This is a genomic window from Nocardia acididurans, assembly GCF_016741815.1.
In the GTDB taxonomy this organism is placed as follows: domain Bacteria; phylum Actinomycetota; class Actinomycetes; order Mycobacteriales; family Mycobacteriaceae; genus Nocardia; species Nocardia acididurans.
In genome coordinates, this window is the sequence record NZ_JAERRJ010000001.1 from 208,070 (window position 1) to 233,942 (window position 25,873).

The window sequence follows — 25,873 nt, forward strand, 5'->3', positions numbered from 1 at the left end:
CTCGGCGTTACGGCTACACGCCGTAGATCGAATTCGCTGGATAGTCACCGAACTGTGTCTTCAACCACCACAGGAAGACACTCTCGGAGATGAACGGAACCGCGTTCGGGAGTCGTGACTCACCTGCGGCCGACGGGTCCGGTCCTGGCGGGGCAGGCAGATTGTCGGTACGAATCAGGCACCGCTGCTCGCCGAAGAAGGTCTCGCTTCCACTCCAGTACGTCACGAGGGTTTGTTCTTCCTCGCCGCCCGAGTACGCCGCCCAGAGAAGCTCGCTGCCGGCCGGCACCTGAATGGAGGTCCACGCATCGGTGGGCACGATCGGGATTCGATAAATCTTGGTCATCTCAACATTCCGTTCAATAAGAAAATGTGTTTACGACTGGTGGCCGGCTCCTTTTCGGAGCAGTCTGAGGTCAGCGTCCGAACCCACCGCCGCGCTGCTGCGCCAGAGTGCGCCGGCGATTCACCCGCTCCACCGCGATCGCCGCGGACTTCGGATCCAACCCGTTGAAGTTGTAGATATCGCCCTTGGCCGTATCCGCACCCGGCCCGTTCGCCAGATCGATCAGCCCGAACCCACCGCCGATCAACTCCTTGGCCGTACTGGCGACATACTCGATCGGTTTCGTCACGATCTCCGACGCGGTCTGCCCGATCATCGACCCCACGGTCGACCCGAGCACGGACCCGACCGCCGTGCCCAACGGCCCGGCCGCGGATCCCAGTGCGGCACCGATCGCCGACCCGATCTGCCCACCCGCGGCGGAAGCGAGACCGGAGATGCCCCCGGTGATTCCCTTGACCAGACCACCATTGGCAGCACCCGACAAAAACCCCTGCAACCCTCCCTGGGCCAGCGCGGCCCCCGTCGCGGGATTCATCCCGTCGTCACCACCGAACAGGTCACCGAGGTCATTCGCGAGCGAACTCGTCAGATCCGGCGTCGTACCGGCCGGCTCCGCAACTACCGGCTCGGACAGCGGCAACTCCAGCGTCCGCGCGGACAATCCGCCACCGAGCGCCTCGGCCAGCGTCCCGATCGGTGCCTGGAAATTCCAGCCACCACCACCGCTGTCGCCGTCGCCGAACAGCAACCCGTACAAGAACTCCGGTGACGGCACCCATCCCGAGTTGATCATCTCCAGCAGCGGCAGGAACTTGTCTGTCGCCGCAGCATTGACGATGAACTCGCCATCCGAAATGAACGCGAGATTGGAATCACTGACGCTGGTACCTTGGCCTGAGAAGTAGCCGCCGTTGGCGTAGCCATCGATCTCGGATAGTTTAAATTCCGCTGCCCGCAGCCTGTCCGCCCAAGCGGCGTGTGCTTCGACCTGTTCGCGGTACTGCTGCTGCTCCTCCACAGACCCGCCGTCACGAAGCATTGGCGCAGGCAGATCCGGCACATACGGTTCCCGGCCTTTCATCGATTCGATGTAGTCGCGGAGATAACCCGGATCATCTGGCAGCAGCCAATCGGGTGGCGGATCCTTGTAATCATCCAATTGACTCTGAATTGCCTTCGACGTCAAATAGGCCGTGACGGCACCTACGACAGCCCCTCCGATCGCACCCACAGCAACTCCGGCTGGGCCGACCGTAGCGCCGGCCGCACCTCCCGTGGCCGCAAAGGCGACCGCCGATGAGAACAACGCGCCGGCCGCAGTGCCCACAATTGCGCCTGTGCCCTCGCGAAGCACTGCTTCACCAAGAGTGTTGCCATCTTGCTGGACATCGGCGAGAATCGCGATCGGCAAAGTAACCAGACCGGCCATTCCACCCGCCCGCGTTCCGATTAGCGGGAATCGTCCGATATTTACCCGGTACTCCCCCATATATCCTGGAATTTCACGGGCAGGATCGTCGGCAAGTTGCATACCAAGTTCCGCCAAAGCGCCCGAAGAAGACCCATAGCCCATAAAACCGAGATCCAGCTCTCCAGGTTTCATATAACTCAGACTGAACGGATCTGCCTTCGGATCGACGGGAACCAATTCCATCCCGTTCTCGGGATGGAATCGCACTTCCTTGACAGAGGGGGAGCCATAGATGAGCACGCTCTGAAGAAGCCCGTCCGATCCGTATATCCCCTTATACGATGTGCCGTAACCCATGAACGCACCCGGTCCGCTGACGATTCTATTCGTGTAGGACGTCGGATCCATTCCCGGTATCGACAGGTCCGTGACAACGGTGGTATACGTAACGCCGTCGATTTCCACGGCCGACGACGACCGACCGACGACGACCCCCGAGGGCAGGACCGCAGAGCCCCCGGTTTCCGTCAGAGAGCCGACATTCAGCAGACCAACGAAATCTTCGATGCCGCCGGTCGGCGGCGGATCTTCCTGCCGCGGCTGCTGTGCAGCCACAACCTGGTCAACGAGCGTAGGGTTCCGATCCACGGTAACGGGCGACTGCCCAGGAACGGTCCAGGTTTGCGTCAAATCCCCCGCAGACCCGTTCTGCACCTGCGTCCCTCCGGGTAGCGTCGCTGATTCCCCGGGGCCCAACTCGGGTCCACCACCAACAAGATAGGGGAGATCCTGAGCCAGATTGGGACCGCTCGGCTGAGCCTGCAACTGCGGAACCAGGATGTTCACGACCTCTTCATCGGTCCCGGTCATTACGCTCGGCGGGCCATCGTTTCGCCCCTTCCCCTCATTGACAACTTTCAGGATGTCCGTGATACTGCCAGTGAATTCATCATCCGACAACGTGCTACTCCTTCAATGTTCACTAGAAAATGACTGGAACGGATTGTCATCAGGCTGGCTGATGCGAGAGCGCCGAAATCGGCGTGCAATTATTGGCAAATCTATCGATGTCATAATTCGAGGACGAATTGAGAATTCCAAACACTACGGGAACCACCGAGCCGCCCGAGGGATACGAAAGAATCTACGCTTGGCACGAGGGGCGCGGAATCGGTGGTGTGATTATTGGAATACTATTCCTTGCGATAGCCGCAATTCTGGCGCTCGGCGGGTTTGAGATACAGGAACTTTCCGTCAGACTGGCTACCGTACTGGCAATCATATCGATCGGTGCGATGGGAATTTCTAGCCCACTTTTCGCCCCAGCCTGGAGGATTCCTCAGGTGGTCACTACAAACCACCCTCATACGTTCATCCTACGGTATCCGTTCTTCACTCCGCGCCATCTGTTCACCATGCTCTGCATAACATCCACATTCACATCAGGCATATTTTTGAGTTGGAGATATCAACAAGTCGTGCCCGCTGTCTGCATTGGAGGTCTGATCGCAGTATTTGGATTCGGCGTACTGCCCCATGCTATTCGATGTGCATATTTCGGCAGACTAGTACTATCCCCGGACCATATCCGCGTCAAGACCCACCGTTGCGACTGGGAATTCCCATGGACAGCGACCACCAGTTTCGCAGCAGATGTCACTTCGCGTGATGGTGGCGCGATCGATGTGAGGTGCCCCGCCAAGGCGATGACCTCCCGACCAACGTCGCATAAACCGTTGGATTGGTGGACGCCACTGAAATCAGACGATGGACCCTGGAAGATCGTGCCGGCCATGTGGGGCGTCAATCCGAATTCATTGTTATCGACGCTCAATCACCTGCACACTCATCCGAAGCACCGAACGACGCTGAGCGCTGGCGAACTCACAGCCATGCTGATGCCTTCGACTCAATCAGATGGTTCTATGCGCTGAATCTCGGAAACCTCCGAGTAGCACTGGATCCCGGCTGTCGGAGCAACAACTTTCAGGAGAATTCACATGACGTGGAACCAACATTCACCGCCACCTGAGGGTTCGGGTGAAGCCCCCTCTACTCTCGAATCCCCTGACGCACCGCAGGACTTCCGATGGCATTGCGTCTGGCGGGAATCCCTCAAGGTCGGATTCTGGATCGCCGGGGGAACGGCCTTCGCGGTAGCGATTTGGCCTCCGCTGACGGGATTCTCGCTTTCACCCTGGATATTGCCTGCAGCGTACTTCGCATCCGTAGGCATCGCGGCGGGATCGGCCTCGCGGATCGCCCTCAGCCGACATCCACAGATCAGTCCCCTCGAATTGGACCAGTCAACGGCGGCAACGCTCCGACAGCCATGGCTGTACACGATTTTCGTAGCCAGCTTCCTGCCGATATTTGCCACATTAGCGCTATTGGGAAATTCTACCGACGAGTCCGAAGTCATCCTGTACAGCATGATTGGCATCGCCATCGTTGTGCCAGCCCTTGTACTAGCGATTTGGTCCCGGCGCAGTGCGCAGTTAATCCTTTCTCCGAATAGCTTCCGCGCTGTCACTCCCACATACGACTGGGAGTTCCCGTGGGATGCCGTTACCGCCCTCGAGACCGGCGATGACAGAGAAGGCTTGGCAACCATAAAAATCCATTGTGCTCGCACTGCGATGATTTCACGTCGATCCCGATTCCGCACACCGGAAAGTTCGATACCTCCACGATCTTCCGATAACGGACCATGGGCTATTACCCCGGCTTCATGGGGAGCATCTCCAAACTCCCTGATATCGGTTCTCATATATCTGCGTACACACGATGAAGCCCGTAATACACTGAGCCATGCCCAGTTGCGCGCCATGCTGAAGCCACCGCCAGCACGCGTCCGCCGGCAGGTGAGTTCGACGGCCGGCTCCGGAGCAAGGACGCCAGAGTTCCGATTCCAAGTGGACAATCCCTGAGTCCATCGGGATCACCAAGCGCAGCCACAATCGCGCAGGCGCTCTCCCAAATGGGCCGAATCCCAGTAGGATTCGAATCGTGCCGAAATATGCAAGACCATCTCGCCCGCGAGACAAGGCTTTTCGAGTTGTTCTCATGTTGGCCTCGTGCAGTATCGCTCTGCTCACGGCGTTCCCTGTCATCGCTGGCGGCGGGATGTTCGCGCGTGCACTCGGACTGGCCGGCACCCCAGGTGACTTCGTCGTCGACAACTGCAAGTCCCGGAGCGGACGCTCGGGGGCGAATTGGACTTGCCGCGGACAGTTCGTACCGGACGAATCCTCCACGCACCCAGTCAATACGTGGATCGGCGACGGACCACACCCCCAAGGTACTCGGATACCCGTCAGATACGGCGAAGGCGACATCATCACCGGTTCCGGAATCACCAGGACCGAGCCCGCCGTCGCAGCCGAGGGCTACGCCTGGGCAGCGATATTCGGCGCACTCGGGCTCTTCATGGCAGCAGGATTCGTCATCCTACTCATTCCACGCCACTCCGTTCTGCGAGCCTGCCGCAGCGCGGCATGGATCAGCGCGGCGATCGGCGCGACCGGGGTGGCTGCGGCACTGATCGCCGCAGGCCTCGGTTAGGCGCTGCCGACTACACACATCACTAAGACGTTGTCATCGACAGGAAGCCCGCCTTAACCAGAGGGGCAGAAGCCTATTCCGGCAATCACGATTCCAGGCGCTCCACATGGTTTTCGATGGCACAGCGTGTGCACCGAGGTTTCGCCGGTGAAGGACATGGCGGTGTCGACTGTATGTCTTCTCCTGACAGCCCTCCTGTGCTTCTTCAGCATTGAGTTCAGTCACACCTGGTGGCCGCTCAGTGGAATATTTCTCTCACTCGGCATACTCGCAGGCGCGACAGCGACAGAGAGGTTGCAGAGCAAGCCTCCAACAATCTACGTGCTCTCAGATCCGCGCGAAATTACAGTTTCGAGATCACAGCTGGCGTTGGCAACTCCAGCCAGGATCAGCGGGGTTATCTTGATGATTCTTTCGTTTGCGCTGGCGTGGCCATCGGGGGAGTATCGCCTGGCTGGAATTGGAATCATAGCTATTCCAATTCTCACTTACGCCCTGCTTGCAATTATTCGAAACAATCGAGAAACCCAACTATTGATTACCGAGGAAGGGCTGCAGGTCACCACACCCTGGATTGATTGGGAATGCCCGTGGACATCCGTTCTCAGGTTAAGAGGAGCTGCTATCGGCCATGGGGGCATCGAGATACTTCCGACTGCAAACGGTGTAACCGTCAAACGACGTTCCAAATCCCCGTTCGCAATAGCAATTACTCGGAGCACAAGTAACGACGTCGAGGTTCCCGTAATTCCAACCGGCCTACTCGGCATCAACACCAATTCGGCGCTTTCGATGGCTGGTTTCCTCCTCCAGGATCCGACTCGCATACCTCACCTGAATGCCGCAGAGGTTTCTGCGATGCTGACACCACCTAGTTTTACTATCCGCCGAAAACTGTTCATGTCGCGCCAAGTCAGTTCAGCGCAGGAGTGATCTTGCCTACCAACCGGGTTGCGGGACCAGCATTCCGGTTCGCCACAGGCCGCGGAGGGGCAGGGATTCCCGCCCCTCCGCCCCTCACCAGCCTAGGAATTCCTGCATATCGGCGAGTTTCGTTGCGCTGCCGATGCGTTCGGTGGTGGGTTTCACGCCTGGCCGCTGGATGCGTTGGGGCATGTTGCGGCCGTTGCGGGCGTCGGTGGTCTTCGACCACGCCAGCCAGCGCAGGGAGTCGGCGATGTCGGCGAGCAGGTGCTGGTCCAGTTGCCAGCGATGGTCTTCGGGGCGGGTCGCGAGGGTGAGCGCCGAACTCGCCGGTGACCATCTGATCACGGCCTTGAGGTCATTCCAGGTCATCGATTCGGTGCCGAGGTTGCGCAGCCGGAGACCGAGGGTGATCAGGTCGTATTCGATTGCCTCGCAATGCTCTTCGATCAGAGCATCGAGGCTCAGGATTCCCCCAGGCTGATCCCCGAGTGTCGGCGCCAGGCGGACAGGAACTCCTTGTAGTCGTCGGGATCCATATCGTCGACAGCACTGAGCACCGGCGCGGACAGGCTCAGTTCCATGAGCGTGTACAGCGCGTCGACGTCGTTGAGTCGCCGGATCCGGCGAACCAGGCCGGGCTTGAGGTAGGAGAGCGAGGGCAGTCGCACGTCGATCTCGCCTACTCGGTAGACGAACTCGTCCTTCACCCGGGTATCGACAGAATTGGCGGAAGTCATTGGGTCGCAGGCCCTTTCAGTATGAGATGGCTTGCGCAGGCTCGGATGGTGAGGGCCCAGCGGCGGGGGCGGCCTGCGCGGGTTGAATCCCACCGCCGCTGGGGGTCATCAGACCGCCTTGACGCCGTCGTCCAGGTAGCGGTACGCCTTGACGCCGTTGGTGTCCTTGAAGGCTTCGATATTGATGGTGAAGCCGGCCAGCTCGCTGGAGACGAACTTCTTCTCCATGACCTCGGAGATCTTGGCGTTCGGCAGCACGATGCGCATCTTCTTGTCCTCGTGCTTCATGTCGAACACCCACGAGCGGTGCGGGAGCACCAGACCGGTCTCGGTGATGGCGATACGGGTGCCGTTGGTGGCGTCGGCCGGGGTCACGGTCAGGTTGTCCGGACCGAAGACCTCGCTCAGCACGTCCTGGTCCCACACCGCGTAAAGGGTGAGGCCGAAGCGCACCGAATGCTCGGTCTGCAGCTGGGCGATGATGTCGGCGTTCCAGTCCTTGACCGAGACGACCTTGCGTTCACCCTTGGACTCGATGCCGTCCTCGGAGACGTAGCCGAGCGGCTTGAACGCGGCGTCGATCGCGGCGGACGCGGAGGCCGGCAGCGTGCTGCCGGTCGGGGCGGCGAGAACGCCCCCGGTAACGTCGATGTTCGGGGTGCCGGCACCGAGGTACTTGGTAGAGGGCAGAGCCATGATGGATTGTTTCCCTTCGGAATTCGTGCGCAGACCAGATTGGTTATTCAGTTGGGACCCCCGGACGGGAGTCAGGCGAGGACGGTGCCTCGCACGAACAGGTCGGCAGTGATCACCTGCCGAGGTGTGCAAGTGGCCGGGTCGGTGTCGTTCTCGAGGCCCGCGTCGGCGATGCCGTCACACCACACCGCGCCCAGGTAGCCGGGCGCGGCACCGGCGAGAATCGCGCGAACCAGGCCCGCCAGGCCGGCGGCATCGCCGGTGTCGTCCGAGCATTCGAGCCGAACTCGCGGCCGATCCAGGATCAACAGCGATCCGCGTCGGCCTTCGCGGTCTTCCCGATCCAGCCGCGGGCTGCGGTCGTCTCGGACGATGCGCACCAGGCGTGCAGGTCTCGGGTCGGGAACCTGGGTGACTACCTGCGCGGTGTCCGCCAATTCGGACAGTTCGGTGGTGAGGTAGCCGACAAGTACTGCTTCGATATCGGGGAACACGATCCGTTCGGGCATCGCGCTACCACCCCTTTCGTACGAGATCTCTGATCACTGCGTGCCCCGCGACTGCTCGATGCGGCGGCGGAGCTGGTCGACGATGCCGGCATAGGCGTCGGTCCTCGTACCGGCCTCGACCGCGAGCCCGCGCGGATGGACAGCGCTCCACATGCCGTCGTCGGTCTGTTTGACCTCGATGTCGTCGAGGTTGTAGAACTCCTCCGGATCGACGGCGGGCCAGGCGCCGTGCTCGTCCTTGGTCACGTGCACGCCGATGTCGAAGGCGCCGGGCGGCCCCGCCGGCGTGGGCATCCACCGGATCTCCTCGAGCTCCGGGTGTCGGCGAACGCCCCGGCGCACCAGGTACTCGGCAACACGGGTGGCCTGCTTGATGCTCGTGACGGTGGGTTCCGCGCGGCGGCGACCGGTCTTGTCATGCCATTCGGGCAGATGAATGACCGACAGTTCCTCCGCGAGCGCCCGAACTTCGGGATCCAGCTCGTCGACTTGCTCCGGCGCAGCGAGCTTTCCAGCGAGTGCCTGTTGCACGAAGGCCAAGAATTCCGGCGACACATATTGGCCCGCGTCGGTCTGCACGAAATTCGGTGGCGGCTGGTGATTGCCGAAGCTCACCGACTGGACAACTTCGCCTTCGGAGGCGACGGCCACCGCCGGCGCCTCCGCAGTGTGGGGTTCGCGCATAGAGTCTCCTGATTCGTTGCTGGTTCGACCACGGTGGAAATACGGATCCCGCCCTCGGAGGGGGACGCGCCGAAGGCGGGATCCGTTGCGCCCCTTACACTTCGACCGGTCTCTGCGACCGCGGTTCCACCTGCGGGAGAGAGGGGAGCGTAGGGGGCGGGCATGCGGCGAGCTCTCGACCCGCGTTGCGAACCTGTGGAGGTTTTTCGGGGGAGCGCCGCATGGGCTGGTGACGACTCGGTGCCGTCAGATCTCTTCTTCGAGAGCGGCTGGGATGGAGTAACGCGCCGGAGGCGGCTCTTGGCCGGGCACGTGCAGTCTCAGAAAGGACAGCAGCTCGTCGATATGGCGTTGCAAGGCGCGTATCAGCCGGATGGCATCGCGAAAGCGGCGCTGGTCAGTGACCGCTTGATCTTCCAGCGCGGCAACGCGTTCACGCAGTTTGGCCACCTCGCGAGCCTGCCAGGCGGTGACAGCGCCGATGACCGTGGCGATCGCGATTCCGAACGCCTGCACCAGGTCTGGGTTCAGCCAGGATTGCATTCAGGCTTCACCGTCCTGTGCGGCCACCGGGGTGACGGCGGGACGGATCAGGATGCCGGCGATGACCGGGGTGAGCATGCCGTACAGGGTGAGGACGGCCTCGATCCAGTCGGTGCCGACCTGGCGACCCAGGAGGTAGGCGGCGACGCCGGTGACGGCGACCAGGACCGATCTCACCAGGGCCGGTTCGGGAACCTTGTTGATTCGCATGATGTTTCCTTTCTGCGACTCCACGGCCCCCGGGTGGGACTTGGGATGGCAGGGACCGTGGGCGGGCTACGCGAGGATCGCGACAGCGGCGGCCAGCACCTGGGCGATGAGGCTGGCGATGGTGATCCACTGATCTGTGGTGAGACCGAGAATCATTGGCAGTTCTCCTCTTTCGGGAGTGAAGACGTGCCGCAACAACAGAACCCCCGATCCCGGGATGGGATCGAGGGATCTGGGCACGTATGGACGACTACGAGATCGAAACTCGTTGTCTGGGAGGTTGTTTCCCCGGAGATTCGGGGTGAAGGCGCAACTGTGGCGCTGCACAAAGTTTGGCTTAAGCCGATTCGATTGTCAACACCCAAGATCAGGTATCACCGAAGATGCTGGTAGACAGCTGTTTTCGCAAGAATGCGGAAGCGGTCAGTAGCGGCGCGACGAGTCCGGGACGATACGACCGGCGGCGATCAGCGTGTCGAAGGCGGCCAATTTGCGTGGGCAGCTGTACGAGGAGCACTCGCGATGCAGGCGCATGAGCTCGTGCGCGTCGTCGACGGGCAGCGCCCTGTCCGGAGCGGCGTGCGCAGCCATCTCGATCAAACGGTTCAGGGTGTACTTCATGGAGGTCTCCGATTTCGAGAATGACGAAGGCCGGCGAGTGCGGTGACTCGCCGGCCTTCGAAGTGGATGGTGGGATGGGTCAACTGGCCAGCGCGCGGCGGCGCATGGGATAGGCCAGATGGGCGTCCAGAACTTCGCCGACCACGAACAGCTCCGGCCAATCCGGCGCCCACGGGCCGGGAACCGGCCTGACCTTTCCCGCATCGCGCAGCGTGCGCACACGGCGGGCCGTCACGCTTTGGAATGGGTCGCCCAATTGCTTTGCCAGCGTGGCGATTCCGTTAGCGTTGAGGCGCGCGGCACGGGCGGTCGCCAGGGCTTGGGTGTCGACCTCGGGGCGTTCGGTCGGTGGGCAGACGATGCGCTCGGCGTCCGCGACCGCGGCACGGATGTCGTCAGGGGCCGATTCGACACCTTCGGTCATGGCGAAGGCCAACAGGTTTCGCTCGAGCCAGCGGGCCAGGCCCGTAGTGGAGGTGGGGCCGGTGTAGTCGATCGCGCGCTGCTCGCAGATGAGACGAACCCAGGAGACCAGAGTCGCGTGCAGGTGGTCGCGGACCGCGGCCGCCGTCGTGCTGAAGGGCAGCGGTTGGTCGCTGGTGCGGGAGTGCAGACGGATATTGGGGCCGGAGAGGCGGGCGCGGCAGGCTACCGCGTCATCGAGATCCTCTGCAAGGCTTGGGATCTCGCGAAGCATCAGCCCCAGAGCGCGGAGTGCTTCGTAGTCAAGGTACATCTCGGGCGGGGTGTCCTGCGGCATCAGGCGACCTCTCGGTTGATGGTTTCGGCCAAGCGGGCAGTGTGGCCGAGGCGGACGTAGTCGTGGGTGTGGCGGCCGTCGAAGAGGTAGCCGCGGGCGTAGGCGAGGACGCCGGCCCAGGTGGACCAGTTGCGGGGGGACCACCAGCGCTGGAGCCGGTTGTGGGTGGCGACCTCGATGAGGCTCTGGCCCCAGCGGGTCATGGCCGCCGGGGATTTCATGCAGAAGTAGGCGGAGAGGTCTGCGATCAGGCGCAGGGCGTTGCCGGGCGGGAGGGCGGTGATCGGGTCGCCGGCCGCCGCCACCCAGTAGGTGGGGACGAACGGGATCCAGCGCTGGCCTGCGACGCCATAGCCGCCGGGGTCCTCGCCGAGGCATTGGCCCACGGGGCGCAGCGGGTCGGCGATGAGGGCGCAGGCGGCGATCTCCAGATGCGGCCACAGGCCGCGGCCGATCTCGGCGGCCACATCACCGGCGATGGCCGCACCCTGCGAATAGCCCGCGAGGACAACACGATTCGGGGTCGCTTCAATGGCGTTCAGCAGGGCCTGGCGGCCGGCGGCGAGGCTTTCAGCGAAAGGGACCTGGCTGCCGTAGTCGGCGGGATACGGAATCATGCGGGTGCGAAAGCGGGTGCGGTCGAGGCCGTCGACGAAGGATGCGGTGACGCCCTCGCCGTTGGGGTTCCAGGTTCCGCCCATGATCAGTACGTCGATGATCTCGCGCTCGAGGGCCTGCTCGAATCCGGTCATGCTCGGGGTCCTTCCACGGCCGTGCGCGCGTCCTGCGCAGCACGGCGTACTCACGTATTCGAATTACTTGCAACTGATTTCAGGGACGGCGCAGACCCGACGGCGAGATAACTGGTCGGTCGCTCCGGGGGCCGATTCCAAGCGCACCTAAGATGTGATTCGCATCACAGATTGCAGCGATTCGGCTGGACTCCATAGGCCGGGAAACCCCGTTGACACGCGATCAATCACGGTCGAATCCCAAATTCCGGGATCAGTACCTCCAGAGAGCAGCCCAGCACAAGGGCGAGACATGCCAACTCGGTGACAGTAAATGAGCTCTCCCCAGCTAATCGCCCATGCAGTACGTCAGATGGGACGCCGGTGCGTGCGACAAGGTCGTCGAGGCCGACACCCGCCCGCACCATGACACGTCGCACACTGTCCGCAACCATCAGATCGAGCCGTTCCATACGGCATACACTAAGGTCCATTTGGACCTGTTGCAAGCCCGAATGGAACAAAAAGGACCTTCGGGGCAGCAAAACGCCTGCAAGATCGACACGCGACGCGTCGTTGCCGAAAATCCGTTTGGACCTCAGAATGGTCCATATGGGCATGAAAGAGATGGCCTCGGACATCGACCGTGCAGTGGGGGCTGAACTGTCGGCGGCGCGGGCTCGCCGACGGCTGACGCGTCCGCAGCTATCCGAGCTGACCGGCCTGGCCGTCAGTACGATTCAACGCTTCGAGAACGGTGAGCGATCACCGGATATGAATCAGCTCTTCGCGCTGTGTGAAGCGCTCGAGATCCCCATGCGTGAGTTCGTCGCCATGGCCATGCGGAATATGGAGAGACCGCAGGACTAGAGCGACCGAAGAAAAGGGACTTATCGATCCGCGAGCACAACCGCTCGCGGATCGCACACAGCTACGCACACCGCGAACCCGCCTCCCCCTCGCCGACAGTCCCGTCCACGCCGCCCCCGAGGATGGCCTGGGCGTATTCGAGCACGGCCTGCACCGTGTCGACCCCGAGTGCCCGTGAGGCGAGCACGACATCGCAGAGCGTCCCGCGCCCGTGCAGCAGCCGGAATGCGGCATCGTCCCCGATCACCGCCCCGAGGGTAGCCACAGCGCCTACGCCCTGGCCTGTCACCAACTCAGTTACCGAGCCGATTTGGTCCACGACCACCTTCCCCTTTTAACTCCAGTGCTCGTCGTCGAGCGCGGTCCCGGGACAAACCAACACTCGCGTACCAGAACCACGGCTAGTTATATCGCATCACCCGGACGAGCAGATCCCCAAAGACTCTCAGTAGCAGTGATATTCGCGCGCTTACCGGAAGGTATAGGTGCGTCGGACGATTGCCGATTGTTAGCAGCAGGGCCTAAAAGCACCACTGCGACAACCCAATTCGTACTCCCCATCGGGAACCCATCGGCATCGGGAAGGAATCCGCCGACATCACAACCCAACACCGTTGCGATCAGGATCAATTCGGTGACCGTGAAGGTGGACGGGGCCACCAGCCGTTCTGCTAAAAGGTCACCCGAAAGCCCGATCATCTCCGCCAACTCCCCCGCACCCACCCCCGCATCGGTCATTGCCGCCACGACTCCATTCCCGACACGCTTTTCCATCCAGCCCACAAGACCGCCTTCCACCCCGAGTGCAGCAGCGTTATGACCCTCCCGACACGCAGGTCACACCGCCGAACAAGTCACGGTTCGAACATATGTTCTATTATCCAAGATGAAGAGAAGGCGTTTCAACGGACGTCGTCCGCACAATCCGTGGGAGAGCCCACAGCAGAACCGAAACCATATCGCCCTGGAAGGTGAGATCCGTTGGTCAACAACATGTTTGGCGAATTCCTGCGGCAGCGGCGGCTCGACGCCGGGCTCACCCGGAAGCAGCTCGCCGAACGGGCCAGCGTCTCCACCTCGCTCATCGAGAAGGTCGAACTCGGCACCCGATCCACCACGGTGCACACCCTCCAGGCGCTGCTGGACCAGCTCGACGTCCCACCCGTATACAGGCGTCACATCCTCGAGCTGAGCCTGCCCGAGGCGTTCGGCCGGGATCCGCGGTCGGTGACCGTCCCTACCGCCCATGACCTCGCGGACCTGGCCAGCATCGACCATCCCGCGAGCTTCTACCGCATGCCGACCTATACGATTGTCTCGGTCAATGCGGCCTATCAGCGGACATTTCCGGGCATCGACGCCGGCGGGAATTTCGTGGAATGGATGTTCCTCGAACCCATTGCCCGTACGGTCGTGGTCGAGTGGCGACAGGAGGCGCTCCGCCTCGTGCACGCGCTGCGCATGTTCTCGCCGATCACCGTCTCCGACCCGGGCATCGAACGGGTCATCGCCAATTGCCGCAAGTCACAGGAGTGGGAAGAGCTGTGGAATGACAACTCGTCGGAACCGGCCGGCGGTGAACACCTCCTGGTCCGGGATTGGACGAATGGACAGGTGCAGCGCTTGGGGGTTCGCCTCTATAATCCCGAATTCCCTTCGCGCCCTTGGTGGTTACTTCGACTTGTTCCACTTCACAACTCGGCCGAATGCGGTTGGGCAACACACCGCACCGGAGTGGGGCCGACCGGTGGGAGAAAATGAAAATAGACCGAACGGAATTCTTTGGGACTCCGCATCCGGTTGCTAGAGGTATTGGGGAACGTTCGAGATGTGTTCACCGCGGATTGTCCGCATCGCACACGAAACCACCACGGAATCAGCGCGATCGAGCCGGCGGACCTGGCTCGGCGCGGCGGGGCTCGGCGCCCTGGCGGCCGTGGCAGGCGGCGGGATGGCGCGGGCCGTACTGGTTCCGGCCACCGGCGTGGTCGACCTCACGCACACTCTCAGTCCGGAACTGCCTGTGTGGCCGGGGAATCCGGCATTCGCGATGGTGCAGGTCGCATGGCACGAGAACGGGGGATTCGGGCAGAACGCGGTGGGGTACTGGGAGCACACCGGGACGCATGTGGACGCACCCGTCCACCGGGTGCGGGGTGCGGCGTCGGTGGAGCGGATCGCCGCCGAGGACCTCGTCGCGCCCCTGGTCGTCATCGATATCTCCGCCAGGGCCGATATGAATCCAGATGCGACGCTTGATATTTCGGATATCGAGAAGTGGGAGGGCAGGCACGGGCGGATTCCCGAACGGGCATTGGTGGCCATGTATTCCGGATGGGAGCGGCGGCTGGTGAATCCGGGCTCGTTCCTGAATCTGGACGGTCAGGGCCGGCCACACGCTCCCGGATTCGCCGGGGAGGCCGCTGAATTCCTCGTCACGCAGCGGAATATCGTTGCGGCGGGAGTGGATACGCTGAGCCTGGATCAGGCGGCCACCGGCGAGTACAGGGCGCACAGCGCGATCCTCGGAGCCGGGCGGTACGGGGTGGAGATGCTGGCGAATCTCGGGCGGGTGCCCGCGGTAGGGGCCACGGTGGTGGTCGGCGCGCCCAAGCACGCGGGCGGCACCGGTGGACCGTGCCGGGTGCTGGCGTTGAGCTGAGCTCACCAGTCCGGGCGGTCCAGTGAAAGACTGTGCTGGAAAACGGTTTTCGGATCCCACTCGGATTTGATGCGGCGCAGGCGCGGATGGTTGGCGCCGTAGTAGAGGGCATGCCAGGGGACGCCCGAGGTGTTCCAGCGGGGATCGCCCAGGTCCGGGTCGGGGTAGTTGATGTAGCTGCCCGCATGACGGTCGCCGGGGACGGGGACGCCGCCGGTATCGGCGTAGATGTCGCGGTACATCTGCCTGGTCCAGGCGATGAAGCGGTCGTCGTCACCCGGCAGCCGCCAGGCGGCGTGGATGAGCATCTTCATGAAGGAGTCCCGCGCGGGGACCGCGGTGGCATCGGGGGCGACGGTATTGATCGCGCCGCCGAACGGCAGGAATTCGACCTGGGATTCGCCGAGGAAGCGGATATCGGCCAGATAGCGGTACAGGGTGCGCAGCTGGTCCGGGGAATAGGCCCGGCGCAGGTAGGCGGCCTTCGTCTTGACGCGGAAACCGGGCATCTCCGCGGCGTAGTAGACGTTCGAAACCGTTTCCGCGTAAGCGGATCGGGTTACCGGCAGCAGAATCGGGGCCGGGTTCACGCCGTCGGACACCGCGGCCACGAAAGCGTCGAAACGCGTGCGGGCATCCGGGGCGTCGGCGTCCATCAGGATCAGGATGTCGGATCCGACAGCGCCCGGACGCAAGTGCAGCGGGGCGTACAGACCGGTATCGAGATCGCCCGGGGCGCTGTGCTTTTCGAAGAAAGCCAGATAGTTGCCGACAAAGCGGACGAAGGATTCCTCGGCGGCGAAAGGCACTATCAGACGGGCGCTCAGCATGCTGCCGGGCGGCTTCGGAAGCGCGCGGGACGGGTCGGCGCCGTCGGAATTCGGGGAGCGCATCAGGTAGCGCGTCACCACGCCGAAATTGCCGCCGCCGCCCCCGGTGTGCGCCCACCACAGGTCGGCGTGCGGGCCGTCCCTGGTGGCCAGAATGGTCGTAGCCTTGCCCGCGGCGTCGATCGTGACGACCTCCACGCCGTACAGGTGATCGACGACCAGACCGTCGCGACGGGACAGCGGACCGTAACCGCCGCCGCTGATGTGGCCGCCCGCGCCGACGCCCTTGCAGATGCCCGCCGGCAGGGTCACACCCCAGCCGCGGTCGAGCCGGTCGTACACCGCGCCCAATTGCGTTCCGGCGCCGAGGGAGAACGCGCGGTGGGTGTCGTCCCAGCGGACCTCGGACAGTCGCCGCAGATCGATGATCGCCTGGGTGCGGTCGTTGTCGACGAAGTCCTCGAAGCCGTGCCCGCCCGAGCGCACGGCGGGTCGCAATCCGTCGGCTACCGCATGTTCGAGGGCCGTCGCAACCTCGTCGGCGGTGGACGGCAGCACGATCCGCTGCGGGCGGGCGGTGAAGCGGCGGTTGTAGCCGCGTTCGGCAAGGGCCGCGTAGTCCCGGTCGCCCGGACGGATCACTGCTGGTTCGTCCGCGTGGGCGGCGGGGAGGCCCAGCACGGTGGCCGCGCTGCCGGCGGCGGATGCGGCCAGGAAGCGGCGGCGCGACAGCGGCATGGAATTTCCCCCGGGTGGAGCGACTGACAGAGCTGCCCCAGACCATAGCGACCGGTCGGCCGGGTGGGAACCCTGGTTCATCCGCCGGTTGCCATCGGTTCACCGATACCGACGTTCTGCGCCGACTGCTATTTCTCGGCAATCATTCATCGCGGTTTTCGCCCATACTGCAAGGTATGACGGATGCGCGGGCGGTTCGGGTCGAGATCGCGGTGGAATCACTGAGGGGAGTTCGGGTTGCGGCGGAGGCGGGGGCGAAACGGGTGGAGCTGGGGTCGGGGCTGTCGGTCGGGGGTCTGACCCCCGGGGCCGGATTGATCGAGGCGGCCGTCGCGGGCGCCGGGGAGACCGAGGTGCATGTACTGGTCCGGCCGCGGCCCGGGGATTTCCGGTACGCGGCGGACGAGGTGGCGATCATGCGGTCCGATATCGCGCGGGCGCGGGAGCTCGGCGCGCACGGGGTGGTGATCGGGGTGCTCGACACCGACGGGAATGTCCATCGCGAGTTCAACACCGAACTGCTGGCGGCGGCCGAGGGCATGGAGGTCACCTTCCATCGGGCGTTCGACGTCTGCACGGATCCGTTCGCGGGGTTCGATCTGCTGCTGGAACTGGGGTTCACGCGACTGCTCACCTCGGGGCGGCAGGTTTCGGTGCTCGACGGAGCCGCGCTGATCGGGCGGCTCGAGAATCTGGCCGACGGACGAATCCAGGTGATGGCCTGCGGCGGGCTGCGGGCCGACAATGCCCGGCGGGTGCTCGAGCTGACCGGGGTACGGGATCTGCATGCGGCCGTGCGGATTCCGGTGAAGGGGATGTCGGATCCCGAGGGGGAGGTCTCCTTCTCCGAAGTGGGGGTGCCGAGCGGGTTCGATCATTTCCAGACGGACGCGTCCGGGGTGGCGGCACTGTGTGAGGCCGTGCGGGCGATGGGGTGAGGCGCGTTTCCGCAGGTACTGGTGAGTCACATTTGCTGGCGGAGGGGTCGAGTTTGCTGGCGGCGCAGTAGTTTTCGATTTGCGAGATAGGACGCTTGACCAAAGCGTTGCTGGGGCATATCTTTTGGAGCACGATTTTGCTTCAAAGTGGCCCGGATCACATCTCAGATCCGTCACGGGACAGCATGCCGGCCCCCGCTGCCCCACTCTCGCAAGGAGTTTCAGGTGGTAGCTAGTAGAAGACTGTGCGCTGTCGGGGGCACGGCGGGCGCGGTCATCGCACTCGTGGCGCTCATGCCGGGCGATGCCCACGCACACGGGTACGTATCCGGGCCGATGAGCAGGCAGGCCCAGTGCGCGCAGGGCCTCGTCGGCTGCGGGGAGATCCGGTACGAGCCGCAGAGCGCGGAGGGGCCGAAAGGGCTACGCAGCTGCAGTGGCGGGGTCGCGCGGTTCGCCGATCTCGACGACGACAGCAAAGCGTGGCAGGTGCAGAGCGTCGGGCGCACAGTGACATTCAACTGGACGTTCACCGCGCAGCATCGAACCCAGAACTGGGAGTACTACATCGGGGACACCCGGGTGGGGGTGGTCGACGGGAACAATCAGCAGCCCGCGCAATCCGTCTCGCACACGGTCGATCTCGGGAGCTTCACCGGCCGGCAGAAGCTGCTGGCCGTCTGGAATATCGGCGACACAGCCAATGCGTTCTACTCGTGTATCGATCTGCAGATCGGCGGTGCTGGATCCACGACCACCGCGCCACCGATGACCACCACGACTCCGCCTGCCACCACCACCCGGCCACCGGTCACCACCAACCCGCCCGTCACCACGCGACCCCCGGGCACCCGGCCACCCACCACGACGGCCGGACCGACACCCGCCGGTGAATGGAAGGTCCACGCACAGTACGCGATCGGCGAGGTGGTGACCTATCAGGGCGGCCGCTACCGCTGCCTGCAGGCGCACACCGTGCACGATCCGAACTGGACGCCGACCGCGACACCCGCGCTGTGGCAACGGCTGTGACGCGGCGCTAGATTCCGGCCGGAGTCGCGTTGGGGGCGCAGGGGATGGTTCGCGGCAGTTCCGGATCCAGCCCCTGCACCGCCAGATGCACCGCCCGCGGATCGCTGGTGAGGAACAGATGACCGGTCAGGTCCTCCGAACACCCGTGCTGCAGAATGACATTCGTGGCATTGGGGGCGTCCTTCAACCCCTGGGTGTACGGCACGACCTGGCCGTCGGTCTCGGTGAGCACCGAGTAGTAGCGGACCTTGTCCGAGTAGACGCCGCTGGCCTGCAATTTGTCTATGAAGGCCGACCCGGCGAGCAGATCGGCGCAGGCCGCGCACGGCGGGTTCATGGCGGTGTACACGCTGTTGTAGATGCCTAGGGCATTGACGGTGTTCACCAGGCTCTGGGCGACATGGGTGCCCTTCCAGATGGGCGCCAGCGACACCTGGGCGTCCACGGTCTGATCGCCGCCCAGGAACTGGATGTACGCGGCGCTCACCAGGGTGCCCTCCGACCAGGTCAGGAGTTTCACCTTCGGCGCGCCCGTCGCGGCCAGCACCTGATCGACGAAGCGGGCCAGTTCCGGCACCGAGTCCATGATCGGGATGCGGCCGCCGACGCCGCCCAGCAGTCCGCTGTCGCCGGGGTAGGTGCCGTAGCTGAGCGCGAAGACGCAGTGCCCCTCGTTCTTCAGCAGCGGGGAGACCGCCTGCCAGCTGTTCTCGCCATTGCCGAACGCGCCGTGCACTAGCACCACCGGCAGCGGATGCGCGGCGGTCGGCTTGCAGGTCCAGTCGTTGCCGCCCGGCGGGTCGTACGGCGGTTTGGCGTTCAGCGAGGAGTCGATGAACGGGCCCATCCCCCACACCACCGGAAGGTCGGCCGCCGACGCGGTTCCGGGGATGGCAAGGGTGGCGGCCAGCGCACCGGCCAGGCCGGCGAGCAGCATCGTCTTGAACTTGGCGAGCAGCATCCGGACAACGCTCCTTAGCCGAAAACATGCGACGCTAGACGGGAAATCGCAACCCTGCAGCAAATTCAGGGCGTGCGGTCACCGTACTCGGAATCAGCCGCTCACCACCGGATTCCACGCGCCCAGCGTGTCCGGAACCGACCCCCGAACCACCAGCGGTCAGTCCCGCGAATGCCGTCCGTGCCGGGGCGGATCGGTGTCCTCGGGCGGCACGATCGGCATCCCGGTCGGCGGGGTCGCGTCGTCGTCCCAGTCCGGCTCCGGCAGCGAGAAGGCATCCCACGATCCGGTCGTGTACGAATCCTCGCCCGGCCGGGGCGCATTGGACGCGGACGACGGGATCTCGCCGGTCCGATGGGCACCCGGAAGGCCCTGTGCCTCAGCCGATCCCGGCCGGCCCGAGGCCCTCGGCGAACCCCACGGACTCTGGCCCGAATCGGGCACGCCGCCGGACCTCGAACCCCGCTGTGGCGCACCGGCATCGCTGTCGTCGTCCATCCACGCGCCCCGGGGCGTCTCACCGGTAGCGAACCGGTCGTCGTCCATCCGCCCGCTCTGCGGCGTCTCACCGGCAGCGAGCAGGTCGCCGTCCTTCCGAGACCGGGGTGTCTCCCCCGCCCTGGAAGTCCTTGGCATCCGCGGTGTTTCACCGGTTCGAGGCGCGTTCGCGGCGAGGCCGGTCTTGGGACGCGGCGTTCCCGCACGAGCTCCGCCCACGATCGCGCCGGACTTGGCCGCCCGCGACGACGCCGCCGCACGCTTCTCGGGAGCGGGCTTGGCCGCTGCCCTGCCGCCGAACGGGCGCGCCAGCATGACCGCGATGGCCGTGGTCAGCGGTACGGACAGCGCGAGGCAGATGCCGCCGACGGCCGAACGAGCGATCTCGATGCCGACCGCGTCGCCGACCAGCACATCGCGAATGGGCCGGTTGGCGACGCTGAACAACAGCAGCAGGGGCAGCGCGCCACCGGCGTAGGCGAGCACGAGGGTGTAGACGGTACTCGCGATATGGTCACGGCCGACCCGCATGGCGGCGGCGAAAATGCCTCGGCGGGTGGCGTTTTCATCCAGCGCCGCCAATTCGAACGCGGCTGAGGCCTGCGTGATGGTGACATCGTTGAGCACGCCGAGCGAGCCGATGATGAATCCGGCCAGCAGCAGACCGGTGATGCTCACGTGCTGGAGGTAGGTGGCGACGGTGGTGTTCTGCTCCTCCGACAGCCCGGTCAGATGCGTCATCTCCAGCGTCACCCAGGACAGCACCGCGGCCAGCACCATCGACGCGAGCGTGCCCAGCAGCGCGGAGCTGGTGCGCAGGTTCACCCCGTGCGCCAGGTACAGCACGGCGTAGAGGATCAGCGAGCCCGCCACCAATGCCACTGGGATGGCGGGCTTTCCGTCGAGCAGCGCCGGCAGCATGAACACCACCAGCACGCCGAAGGCGAAGACGAGTCCGACCAGCGCGCGCAGGCCGCGCCACCGCGCCACCGCGATGATCACCACCGCGAATACGATGGCGATGACGGCCAGCGGGAATCCGCGCGCGAAGTCGTCGAAGCCGTACATGGTCTGGCCGGTGGGGTCGGTCTGCCGGACTATTCGAATGTGGTCGCCCACATGGAGTTTCGGCTGCCCCGGTCCCTCCGCGATCTCGAAGAGGGTCCGGTTGCCCTCGTCCGGCCCGGAGTCGATGCCGACAATGCTGCGCGTGCACTCGTAGGCGGCGGTGCGCGGCGGCTGCGGTTCATCGGCGAACACCTTGCCCTGCGATGGGCTGCCGCACGGCCCCAGGCTCTGCGAAACCACTGTTCCCGCTTCGGTTTCCCATGCGCCGCCGGTGGCGTTCTGCATGGGCAGCGGGATGTCGATGGACTGCTTGCTGGGCCACAGCCACACCAGCCCGATCATCACCGCGATGCCGATGACGGTCAGCAGGCCGATGACGACGCGGGCCGCCGTCGCGCTGATGGCGATGGGGCCCGAATGATCGTGGGAATGGTGGTGGTGATCGCTCACCCGGGCAGCCTAAACGAAAACCATTCCTGATCCGCCTCCCCGTGTCTTCTGCGCCCGGCGTGGTGCCGCCGACCGCCGTGCACGCGTGCTTGCGGCCAGGTGCCACAACAATTTTGGACGTCCCCGACGAGTTACCCGGATCTCACGAAATCAGTTGTCGCCTCGCGCAACTGCCCGTGATCAGGTGAAAGAAGTGGGAGGGGGCGGCGGAGAGCAGGGGGATGTCTCCGCCGCCCGGGGGTCGGCGGCCCAGGGGGGGTAGGCCTGCCGGACCCAGGGCTGGACGACCCAGGGGGGGTAGGTGGTCCAGCCGGGGCACTTGAAGTGCCGAGGACCACTGTACACAAAAGACGGTTCTTTGCGCTAGCTAAGTCTCTAAAAACCCAACTTTTTCGTACCAGCGGTTTGTTTTTGAACCGATTCCCGGGAAAAGAGCTGGTCAAGCGACCAGCATGACTCCGGATGACTGAATGTGCCGTCCGTCACTGCCGATAGCTCGCGAGGAAGTTGCCGAATCGCTCGATCGCGACCGACAGATCCCGCGCCCACGGCAGCGTCACGATCCGCAGATGATCATGATGCGGCCAGTTGAAACCCGTGCCCTGCACCATCAGGATCTTCTCCTGCAGCAGCAGATCCAGTACCAGCTTCGAATCATCGTGGATCTCATGGACTTCCGGGTCCAAACGCGGAAACGCGTACAGCGCGCCCTTCGGCTTCACACACGAGACGCCCGGAATCGTATTCAGCTTCTCCCAGGCCACATCCCGCTGCTCCAGCAGCCTGCCACCCGGCAGCACCAGATCCTCGATCGACTGATGACCACCCAGCGCCACCTGAATCGCATGCTGCGCAGGCACATTCGGGCACAGACGGGTCGAGGCCAGCAGATCGATGCCCTCGATGAAACCCTCCGCGTGCTCCTTCGGACCCGTGATCACCAGCCAGCCCGACCGGTAACCCGCCACCCGATACGCCTTCGACAGACCATTGAAGGTCAGGCACAGCAGATCCGGGGCCAGCGTCGCCAGCGACACATGCTTGGCATCGTCGTAGAGGATCTTGTCGTAGATCTCGTCCGCGAGCAGCAGCAGCTGATGCTTGCGCGCCAGATCCACCACCTGCTGCAGCACCTCGGCCGAATACACCGCACCCGTCGGATTGTTCGGGTTGATGACGACGATCGCCTTGGTCTTCTCGGTGATCTTCGATTCGATATCGGCGATATCGGGCTGCCAGTCGTTGGACTCGTCGCACAGGTAGTGCACCGGCGTGCCACCCGCCAGCGACGTCATGGCCGTCCACAGCGGATAGTCCGGCGCCGGGATCAGCACCTCGTCACCATTGTTCAGCAGCGCCTGCATGGTGATGGTGATCAGCTCGGACACACCGTTGCCCAGATACACGTCGTCCACATCGAACTGCGGGAAACCCGGAACCAGCTCGTAGCGGGTGAAGATGGCACGCCGCGCGGGCAGGATGCCCTTCGACTCCGAGTAGCCCTGCGCGTACGGCAGCGCCGCGATCATGTCACGCATGATCACATCGGGGGCCTCGAAACCGAACGGCGCGGGATTGCCGATATTCAGCTTCAGAATGCGATGACCCTCGGATTCCAGCCGTGCCGCGTGCGCGTGTACCGGCCCCCGGATCTCGTAGAGAACGTTCTGGAGCTTGGTCGACTGCTCCAGGGTGCGCGGGGGCCGATGCGGTAGGTGACTGGAAGGGCTCACCCGTCCAATGGTGCCATCAGCCCGCAACCAGCTTTTATCCCCGCGCGGTATCGGGCGGCATGATGCCCTTCGCGGCGGTCGCCCCGCAGAACTCCTCGATCCTTTCGTCCAGGTGACGAGCCTCCACCGCATCCCGGAACTCGGGGGTGGCCAGGCGCTGGCGTAGGCCGGTCAGGCGCTCCTCGAGCTGGGCGATGCGCTTGTCCTCGTCCAGTTGCAGCACCGGCTGCAGCGCCTCCGAAGCGCCGTCCAGACTGCCGTTGATCAGATGCGCGGCGGCGCTGTCCACCCGGGCCAGGGCCTCCGCGCCGTAGGAGCGCTGCTCGGTCGGGCCGTTCGCGTACAGGTCGATGGCGCGGCTGGTCGCCTCCAGCGCCGGCTCGGCCTGGCCGAGATGGATGTAGGTGGCGCCCGCGTAGTACTGGCTCTTCGGCTCCTTGAAACCGAAGACGCCGCCCACCTCGTCGTGCAGGGTGTCGCTGACATCACCGCTACGGGCGTCGTCGGCGGCGCGGATGCAGCGTTCGGTGTCCTGTGTGCTGCCCAGGCGCGACCAGATGCGGGCCTCGATATTCAGCAGCCGCACCCGCGCGGTCGCCGACTCCGCGTACTGCTGACCGCTCTGCGCCAACAGCACCGCGCGGCGCGGACGCTCGGACCAGTACTCGATGAGCGCCTGCATGCCGCGGGTCCAGGCGCGCAAGCCGTTGTGCTCGCACAGTTCCGCGTAAGCCCAAGCGGCCCTTCCCTGTTCGCCCGCGGCATCGAAATATCCGAGATCGGTGCTGGCATTGGCGAGCAGCCCGGACAGAGTGCCGGCGAGCAGGTACAGATGCGACGTATCGGCCGGACGTTGCCTGCCCTCGAGCAACCGGTACACGCGACGCCGCACCCGCAGCATCTCCACCATCATCGGCACCGGTGGCACATGCACGTAATCGTTCGCGATGCGCATGACATCGGCGTCCAGCTGCTCCAACGTGGTCGCACCCACATTGGAGGTCTCAGCACGCCCGGCATGCTCACTCGCTTCATGGGCAGCCGCCATGATCAGATCCCTCTCCGAAATCGCCGCTAACGCATCGCCTCTCATCGCACCCGTGTCGACGAGTGCCAGCAGTTCCGCGTCGCTGGAATAACTGGCCTGCACCGGAATGGTCTGCCGCTCAAAGCCATTGGTTTGAAAGGCAGCGCTCTGGCGCACATCGAAACCGGGTACGGTGGGCCGGTCGATCAGAGGTTGATCGATCAAACTCGCGAACCGTGCCCGCACAACATCGTCGGACCTGGCGAGGGAGGTATCGAGGGCGGCCTGATTGATGGGACGGGGATGCACCCTGACGCCACCGGCTTCCCACTTCGAGACCAGGCGCTCGTGCACACCCAAATGCGCTGCGAACTCCCGGATACTCATCCTTTTGGCATCGCGGAGGGCACGGGCCTCTTTACCTGACCACTGCCGGACCACGATGTCATCCCTTCCGAACGAACTCCGATGTCCAGGGTACGAGCGCATCGTGACCGCGGCCACAGCCGAAACATAGCTGGTATCAGTCGGGTACGCGCCGGTAGCAGAGGCAGCGGAAGGGCAGCGTAAGGCGAGCGAGCGGGCGTATTCACACTGCCCTCGTAGGCGCGACCCTTGAAATCGGGAGGCTCCCCACCATTCTCGGGAGCTCGAGGAGCGGGTGGTGAACGCGGACAAGCTTCGGACGGTAGAGGACTGGGTGGCCTACTACCGGCACGAGTTCGGGCTCCCGGTGGCCGAACGCGGAGGCTTCGTCATGCTGCCGGTCACCGGACGAATCGGCGTCGTGCATCTACCCGTGGCGCGGGCCGAAAAAGTCCGGGACGCAATGCAACACCAGCGTCAGGTCGCGCCCGCCCTCGCCCGGCAGATCCGCTGGAGCTTCCTCGTCGACCCCGACAGCCGGCCCGGCGACCAGATCCTGGAGGAACTCAATCGGCTCGACATCGGCATACCCGCCATCGGCAGCGCCGTCATGCTGCCCACCGGCCTCGGCCGCTGGACTCGTGAAGGCTGCCACTGGGTTGTCCCACCCACCCGAAACCTCGAACTCCCACCCCTGTCGTCCCTCATCACGACAGCTCTGGCGGTGGGAATCGAAAGCGAGGGCTGAACTGCAGCACGCCCTCGCACCGGCGCCCACGCCGGCCCACCGAGTCCGCCCCTTTCTGGCAGTCGACGGGGCGGACTCGGATTCGGAGAAAACGAACTCTTCGAACTTCTCAGGGGCTTCGCCCCCGAACCCCCAGGGGCGGTGGCGAGGAAGGTGGACTCCTGAACCAACAGCGACCGCGGCGGAGACGAACCTCCCCGCCAGCCAGCG

The 25,873-nt window shown here is 64.3% G+C and carries 26 protein-coding genes and 1 pseudogene; 8 read left to right on the forward strand and 19 right to left on the reverse strand.

What is annotated here, in order from left to right:
* Window positions 1-13: 13 nt before the first annotated feature.
* Window positions 14-319 (reverse strand): hypothetical protein, encoded by a 306-nt coding sequence (locus JK358_RS00930; protein WP_201942231.1) that lies wholly within the window; start codon window positions 317-319, stop codon window positions 14-16.
* 97 nt (window positions 320-416) lie between these two features.
* Window positions 417-2,720 carry a glycine zipper domain-containing protein gene (locus JK358_RS00935; protein WP_201942234.1) on the reverse strand — a complete coding sequence of 768 codons (2,304 nt, stop codon included), beginning with the start codon at window positions 2,718-2,720 and terminating at the stop codon, window positions 417-419.
* A 218-nt stretch (window positions 2,721-2,938) separates the two neighbouring features.
* Between JK358_RS00935 and JK358_RS00940 the strand changes: the two genes are divergently transcribed.
* Entirely contained in the window at window positions 2,939-3,694 is a 756-nt protein-coding gene (locus JK358_RS00940) for a hypothetical protein (RefSeq protein ID WP_201942238.1), read from the forward strand.
* A 1,777-nt stretch (window positions 3,695-5,471) separates the two neighbouring features.
* Window positions 5,472-6,257 (forward strand): hypothetical protein, encoded by a 786-nt coding sequence (locus JK358_RS00945; protein ID WP_201942241.1) that lies wholly within the window; start codon window positions 5,472-5,474, stop codon window positions 6,255-6,257.
* An 84-nt stretch (window positions 6,258-6,341) separates the two neighbouring features.
* On the opposite strand, the gene JK358_RS00950 is transcribed toward JK358_RS00945, so the two are convergent.
* The 10 genes from JK358_RS00950 to JK358_RS00995 all read right to left on the reverse strand — a co-directional run bounded on the left by JK358_RS00950 (window position 6,342) and on the right by JK358_RS00995 (window position 11,763).
* On the reverse strand, window positions 6,342-6,620 hold the full coding sequence (locus JK358_RS00950; protein ID WP_201942244.1) for a DUF5361 domain-containing protein: 279 nt from the start codon (window positions 6,618-6,620) through the stop codon (window positions 6,342-6,344).
* Window positions 6,621-6,712: 92 nt separating this feature from the next.
* Complete coding sequence (locus tag JK358_RS00955) at window positions 6,713-6,988, reverse strand: hypothetical protein (protein WP_201942248.1); 276 nt, start codon at window positions 6,986-6,988, stop codon at window positions 6,713-6,715.
* A gap of 108 nt (window positions 6,989-7,096) precedes the next feature.
* On the reverse strand, window positions 7,097-7,684 hold the full coding sequence (locus JK358_RS00960) for a phage tail tube protein (protein ID WP_201942250.1): 588 nt from the start codon (window positions 7,682-7,684) through the stop codon (window positions 7,097-7,099).
* Window positions 7,685-7,755: 71 nt separating this feature from the next.
* Window positions 7,756-8,193 carry a hypothetical protein gene (locus JK358_RS00965; protein ID WP_201942253.1) on the reverse strand — a complete coding sequence of 146 codons (438 nt, stop codon included), beginning with the start codon at window positions 8,191-8,193 and terminating at the stop codon, window positions 7,756-7,758.
* 33 nt (window positions 8,194-8,226) lie between these two features.
* Window positions 8,227-8,877, reverse strand: coding sequence for a hypothetical protein (locus JK358_RS00970; RefSeq protein ID WP_201942255.1), 651 nt, complete (start codon window positions 8,875-8,877; stop codon window positions 8,227-8,229).
* Window positions 8,878-9,123: 246 nt separating this feature from the next.
* Window positions 9,124-9,420: a hypothetical protein gene (locus tag JK358_RS00975; RefSeq protein ID WP_201942259.1), complete on the reverse strand. Its 297-nt coding sequence runs from the start codon at window positions 9,418-9,420 to the stop codon at window positions 9,124-9,126.
* Window positions 9,421-9,630: a hypothetical protein gene (locus JK358_RS00980; RefSeq protein ID WP_201942263.1), complete on the reverse strand. Its 210-nt coding sequence runs from the start codon at window positions 9,628-9,630 to the stop codon at window positions 9,421-9,423.
* A gap of 423 nt (window positions 9,631-10,053) precedes the next feature.
* On the reverse strand, window positions 10,054-10,251 hold the full coding sequence (locus tag JK358_RS00985) for a hypothetical protein (RefSeq protein WP_201942266.1): 198 nt from the start codon (window positions 10,249-10,251) through the stop codon (window positions 10,054-10,056).
* A gap of 79 nt (window positions 10,252-10,330) precedes the next feature.
* Window positions 10,331-11,011: a hypothetical protein gene (locus JK358_RS00990; RefSeq protein WP_201942268.1), complete on the reverse strand. Its 681-nt coding sequence runs from the start codon at window positions 11,009-11,011 to the stop codon at window positions 10,331-10,333.
* Window positions 11,011-11,763, reverse strand: a complete 753-nt coding sequence (locus JK358_RS00995) for a PE-PPE domain-containing protein (RefSeq protein ID WP_201942270.1) — start codon at window positions 11,761-11,763, stop codon at window positions 11,011-11,013. The genes JK358_RS00990 and JK358_RS00995 overlap by 1 nt, the downstream gene beginning before the upstream one ends.
* Before the next feature lie 591 nt (window positions 11,764-12,354).
* Here JK358_RS00995 and JK358_RS01000 point away from each other — a divergent pair.
* Window positions 12,355-12,612 (forward strand): helix-turn-helix domain-containing protein, encoded by a 258-nt coding sequence (locus tag JK358_RS01000; protein WP_201942274.1) that lies wholly within the window; start codon window positions 12,355-12,357, stop codon window positions 12,610-12,612.
* A gap of 61 nt (window positions 12,613-12,673) precedes the next feature.
* Here JK358_RS01000 and JK358_RS01005 read toward each other — a convergent pair whose 3' ends face one another.
* Together JK358_RS01005 and JK358_RS01010 are read right to left on the reverse strand one after the other, a co-directional pair.
* A complete protein-coding gene (locus JK358_RS01005; RefSeq protein ID WP_201942276.1) occupies window positions 12,674-12,859 on the reverse strand; it encodes a hypothetical protein in 186 nt (61 codons plus the stop codon).
* Window positions 12,860-13,017: 158 nt separating this feature from the next.
* The gene (locus JK358_RS01010; RefSeq protein WP_201942279.1) at window positions 13,018-13,395 is read right to left on the reverse strand and encodes a hypothetical protein; all 378 of its coding nucleotides are present in this window, start codon (window positions 13,393-13,395) and stop codon (window positions 13,018-13,020) included.
* 198 nt (window positions 13,396-13,593) lie between these two features.
* Between JK358_RS01010 and JK358_RS01015 the strand changes: the two genes are divergently transcribed.
* On the forward strand, window positions 13,594-14,373 hold the full coding sequence (locus tag JK358_RS01015) for a helix-turn-helix domain-containing protein (RefSeq protein WP_201942282.1): 780 nt from the start codon (window positions 13,594-13,596) through the stop codon (window positions 14,371-14,373).
* A gap of 67 nt (window positions 14,374-14,440) precedes the next feature.
* Entirely contained in the window at window positions 14,441-15,274 is an 834-nt protein-coding gene (locus JK358_RS01020) for a cyclase family protein (protein WP_201942288.1), read from the forward strand.
* 2 nt (window positions 15,275-15,276) lie between these two features.
* On the opposite strand, the gene JK358_RS01025 is transcribed toward JK358_RS01020, so the two are convergent.
* On the reverse strand, window positions 15,277-16,842 hold the full coding sequence (locus JK358_RS01025) for an FAD-binding oxidoreductase (protein ID WP_201942291.1): 1,566 nt from the start codon (window positions 16,840-16,842) through the stop codon (window positions 15,277-15,279).
* Window positions 16,843-17,018: 176 nt separating this feature from the next.
* Here JK358_RS01025 and JK358_RS01030 point away from each other — a divergent pair, with 176 nt between their 5' ends.
* Both JK358_RS01030 and JK358_RS01035 read left to right on the forward strand, forming a co-directional pair.
* Window positions 17,019-17,780 carry a copper homeostasis protein CutC gene (locus tag JK358_RS01030; RefSeq protein ID WP_201942294.1) on the forward strand — a complete coding sequence of 254 codons (762 nt, stop codon included), beginning with the start codon at window positions 17,019-17,021 and terminating at the stop codon, window positions 17,778-17,780.
* A 225-nt stretch (window positions 17,781-18,005) separates the two neighbouring features.
* Window positions 18,006-18,812, forward strand: coding sequence for a lytic polysaccharide monooxygenase (locus JK358_RS01035; RefSeq protein WP_307817210.1), 807 nt, complete (start codon window positions 18,006-18,008; stop codon window positions 18,810-18,812).
* A gap of 7 nt (window positions 18,813-18,819) precedes the next feature.
* Here JK358_RS01035 and JK358_RS01040 read toward each other — a convergent pair whose 3' ends face one another.
* The 4 genes and pseudogenes from JK358_RS01040 to JK358_RS01055 all read right to left on the reverse strand — a co-directional run bounded on the left by JK358_RS01040 (window position 18,820) and on the right by JK358_RS01055 (window position 24,990).
* Entirely contained in the window at window positions 18,820-19,773 is a 954-nt protein-coding gene (locus JK358_RS01040; RefSeq protein ID WP_201942297.1) for an esterase/lipase family protein, read from the reverse strand.
* Window positions 19,774-20,529: 756 nt separating this feature from the next.
* A pseudogene (locus JK358_RS01045) lies at window positions 20,530-21,789 on the reverse strand (YibE/F family protein); the annotation flags it as partial.
* A gap of 482 nt (window positions 21,790-22,271) precedes the next feature.
* Window positions 22,272-23,531, reverse strand: a complete 1,260-nt coding sequence (locus tag JK358_RS01050; RefSeq protein ID WP_201943709.1) for a pyridoxal phosphate-dependent aminotransferase — start codon at window positions 23,529-23,531, stop codon at window positions 22,272-22,274.
* 25 nt (window positions 23,532-23,556) lie between these two features.
* Window positions 23,557-24,990 (reverse strand): helix-turn-helix domain-containing protein, encoded by a 1,434-nt coding sequence (locus tag JK358_RS01055; RefSeq protein ID WP_307817211.1) that lies wholly within the window; start codon window positions 24,988-24,990, stop codon window positions 23,557-23,559.
* Between the two features lie 223 nt (window positions 24,991-25,213).
* On the opposite strand from JK358_RS01055, the gene JK358_RS01060 reads away from it, so the two are divergent.
* On the forward strand, window positions 25,214-25,663 hold the full coding sequence (locus tag JK358_RS01060; RefSeq protein ID WP_201942299.1) for a hypothetical protein: 450 nt from the start codon (window positions 25,214-25,216) through the stop codon (window positions 25,661-25,663).
* Window positions 25,664-25,873 lie beyond the last annotated feature (210 nt).

What these genes read in the sequence shown, in the direction of transcription:
- JK358_RS01040 (WP_201942297.1), bottom strand. Translation starts at nt 19,773, where the DNA reads ATGCTGCTCGCCAAGTTCAAGACGATGCTGCTCGCCGGCCTGGCCGGT.
- JK358_RS00990 (WP_201942268.1), bottom strand. Translation starts at nt 11,011, where the DNA reads ATGCCGCAGGACACCCCGCCCGAGATGTACCTTGACTACGAAGCACTC.
- JK358_RS00960 (WP_201942250.1), bottom strand. Translation starts at nt 7,684, where the DNA reads ATGGCTCTGCCCTCTACCAAGTACCTCGGTGCCGGCACCCCGAACATC.
- JK358_RS00950 (WP_201942244.1), bottom strand. Translation starts at nt 6,620, where the DNA reads ATGACCTGGAATGACCTCAAGGCCGTGATCAGATGGTCACCGGCGAGT.
- JK358_RS00980 (WP_201942263.1), bottom strand. Translation starts at nt 9,630, where the DNA reads ATGCGAATCAACAAGGTTCCCGAACCGGCCCTGGTGAGATCGGTCCTG.
- JK358_RS01020 (WP_201942288.1), top strand. Translation starts at nt 14,441, where the DNA reads ATGTGTTCACCGCGGATTGTCCGCATCGCACACGAAACCACCACGGAA.
- JK358_RS00995 (WP_201942270.1), bottom strand. Translation starts at nt 11,763, where the DNA reads ATGACCGGATTCGAGCAGGCCCTCGAGCGCGAGATCATCGACGTACTG.
- JK358_RS01000 (WP_201942274.1), top strand. Translation starts at nt 12,355, where the DNA reads ATGGGCATGAAAGAGATGGCCTCGGACATCGACCGTGCAGTGGGGGCT.
- JK358_RS00975 (WP_201942259.1), bottom strand. Translation starts at nt 9,420, where the DNA reads ATGCAATCCTGGCTGAACCCAGACCTGGTGCAGGCGTTCGGAATCGCG.
- JK358_RS01025 (WP_201942291.1), bottom strand. Translation starts at nt 16,842, where the DNA reads ATGCCGCTGTCGCGCCGCCGCTTCCTGGCCGCATCCGCCGCCGGCAGC.
- JK358_RS01030 (WP_201942294.1), top strand. Translation starts at nt 17,019, where the DNA reads ATGACGGATGCGCGGGCGGTTCGGGTCGAGATCGCGGTGGAATCACTG.
- JK358_RS00955 (WP_201942248.1), bottom strand. Translation starts at nt 6,988, where the DNA reads ATGACTTCCGCCAATTCTGTCGATACCCGGGTGAAGGACGAGTTCGTC.
- JK358_RS00970 (WP_201942255.1), bottom strand. Translation starts at nt 8,877, where the DNA reads ATGCGCGAACCCCACACTGCGGAGGCGCCGGCGGTGGCCGTCGCCTCC.
- JK358_RS00985 (WP_201942266.1), bottom strand. Translation starts at nt 10,251, where the DNA reads ATGAAGTACACCCTGAACCGTTTGATCGAGATGGCTGCGCACGCCGCT.
- JK358_RS00965 (WP_201942253.1), bottom strand. Translation starts at nt 8,193, where the DNA reads ATGCCCGAACGGATCGTGTTCCCCGATATCGAAGCAGTACTTGTCGGC.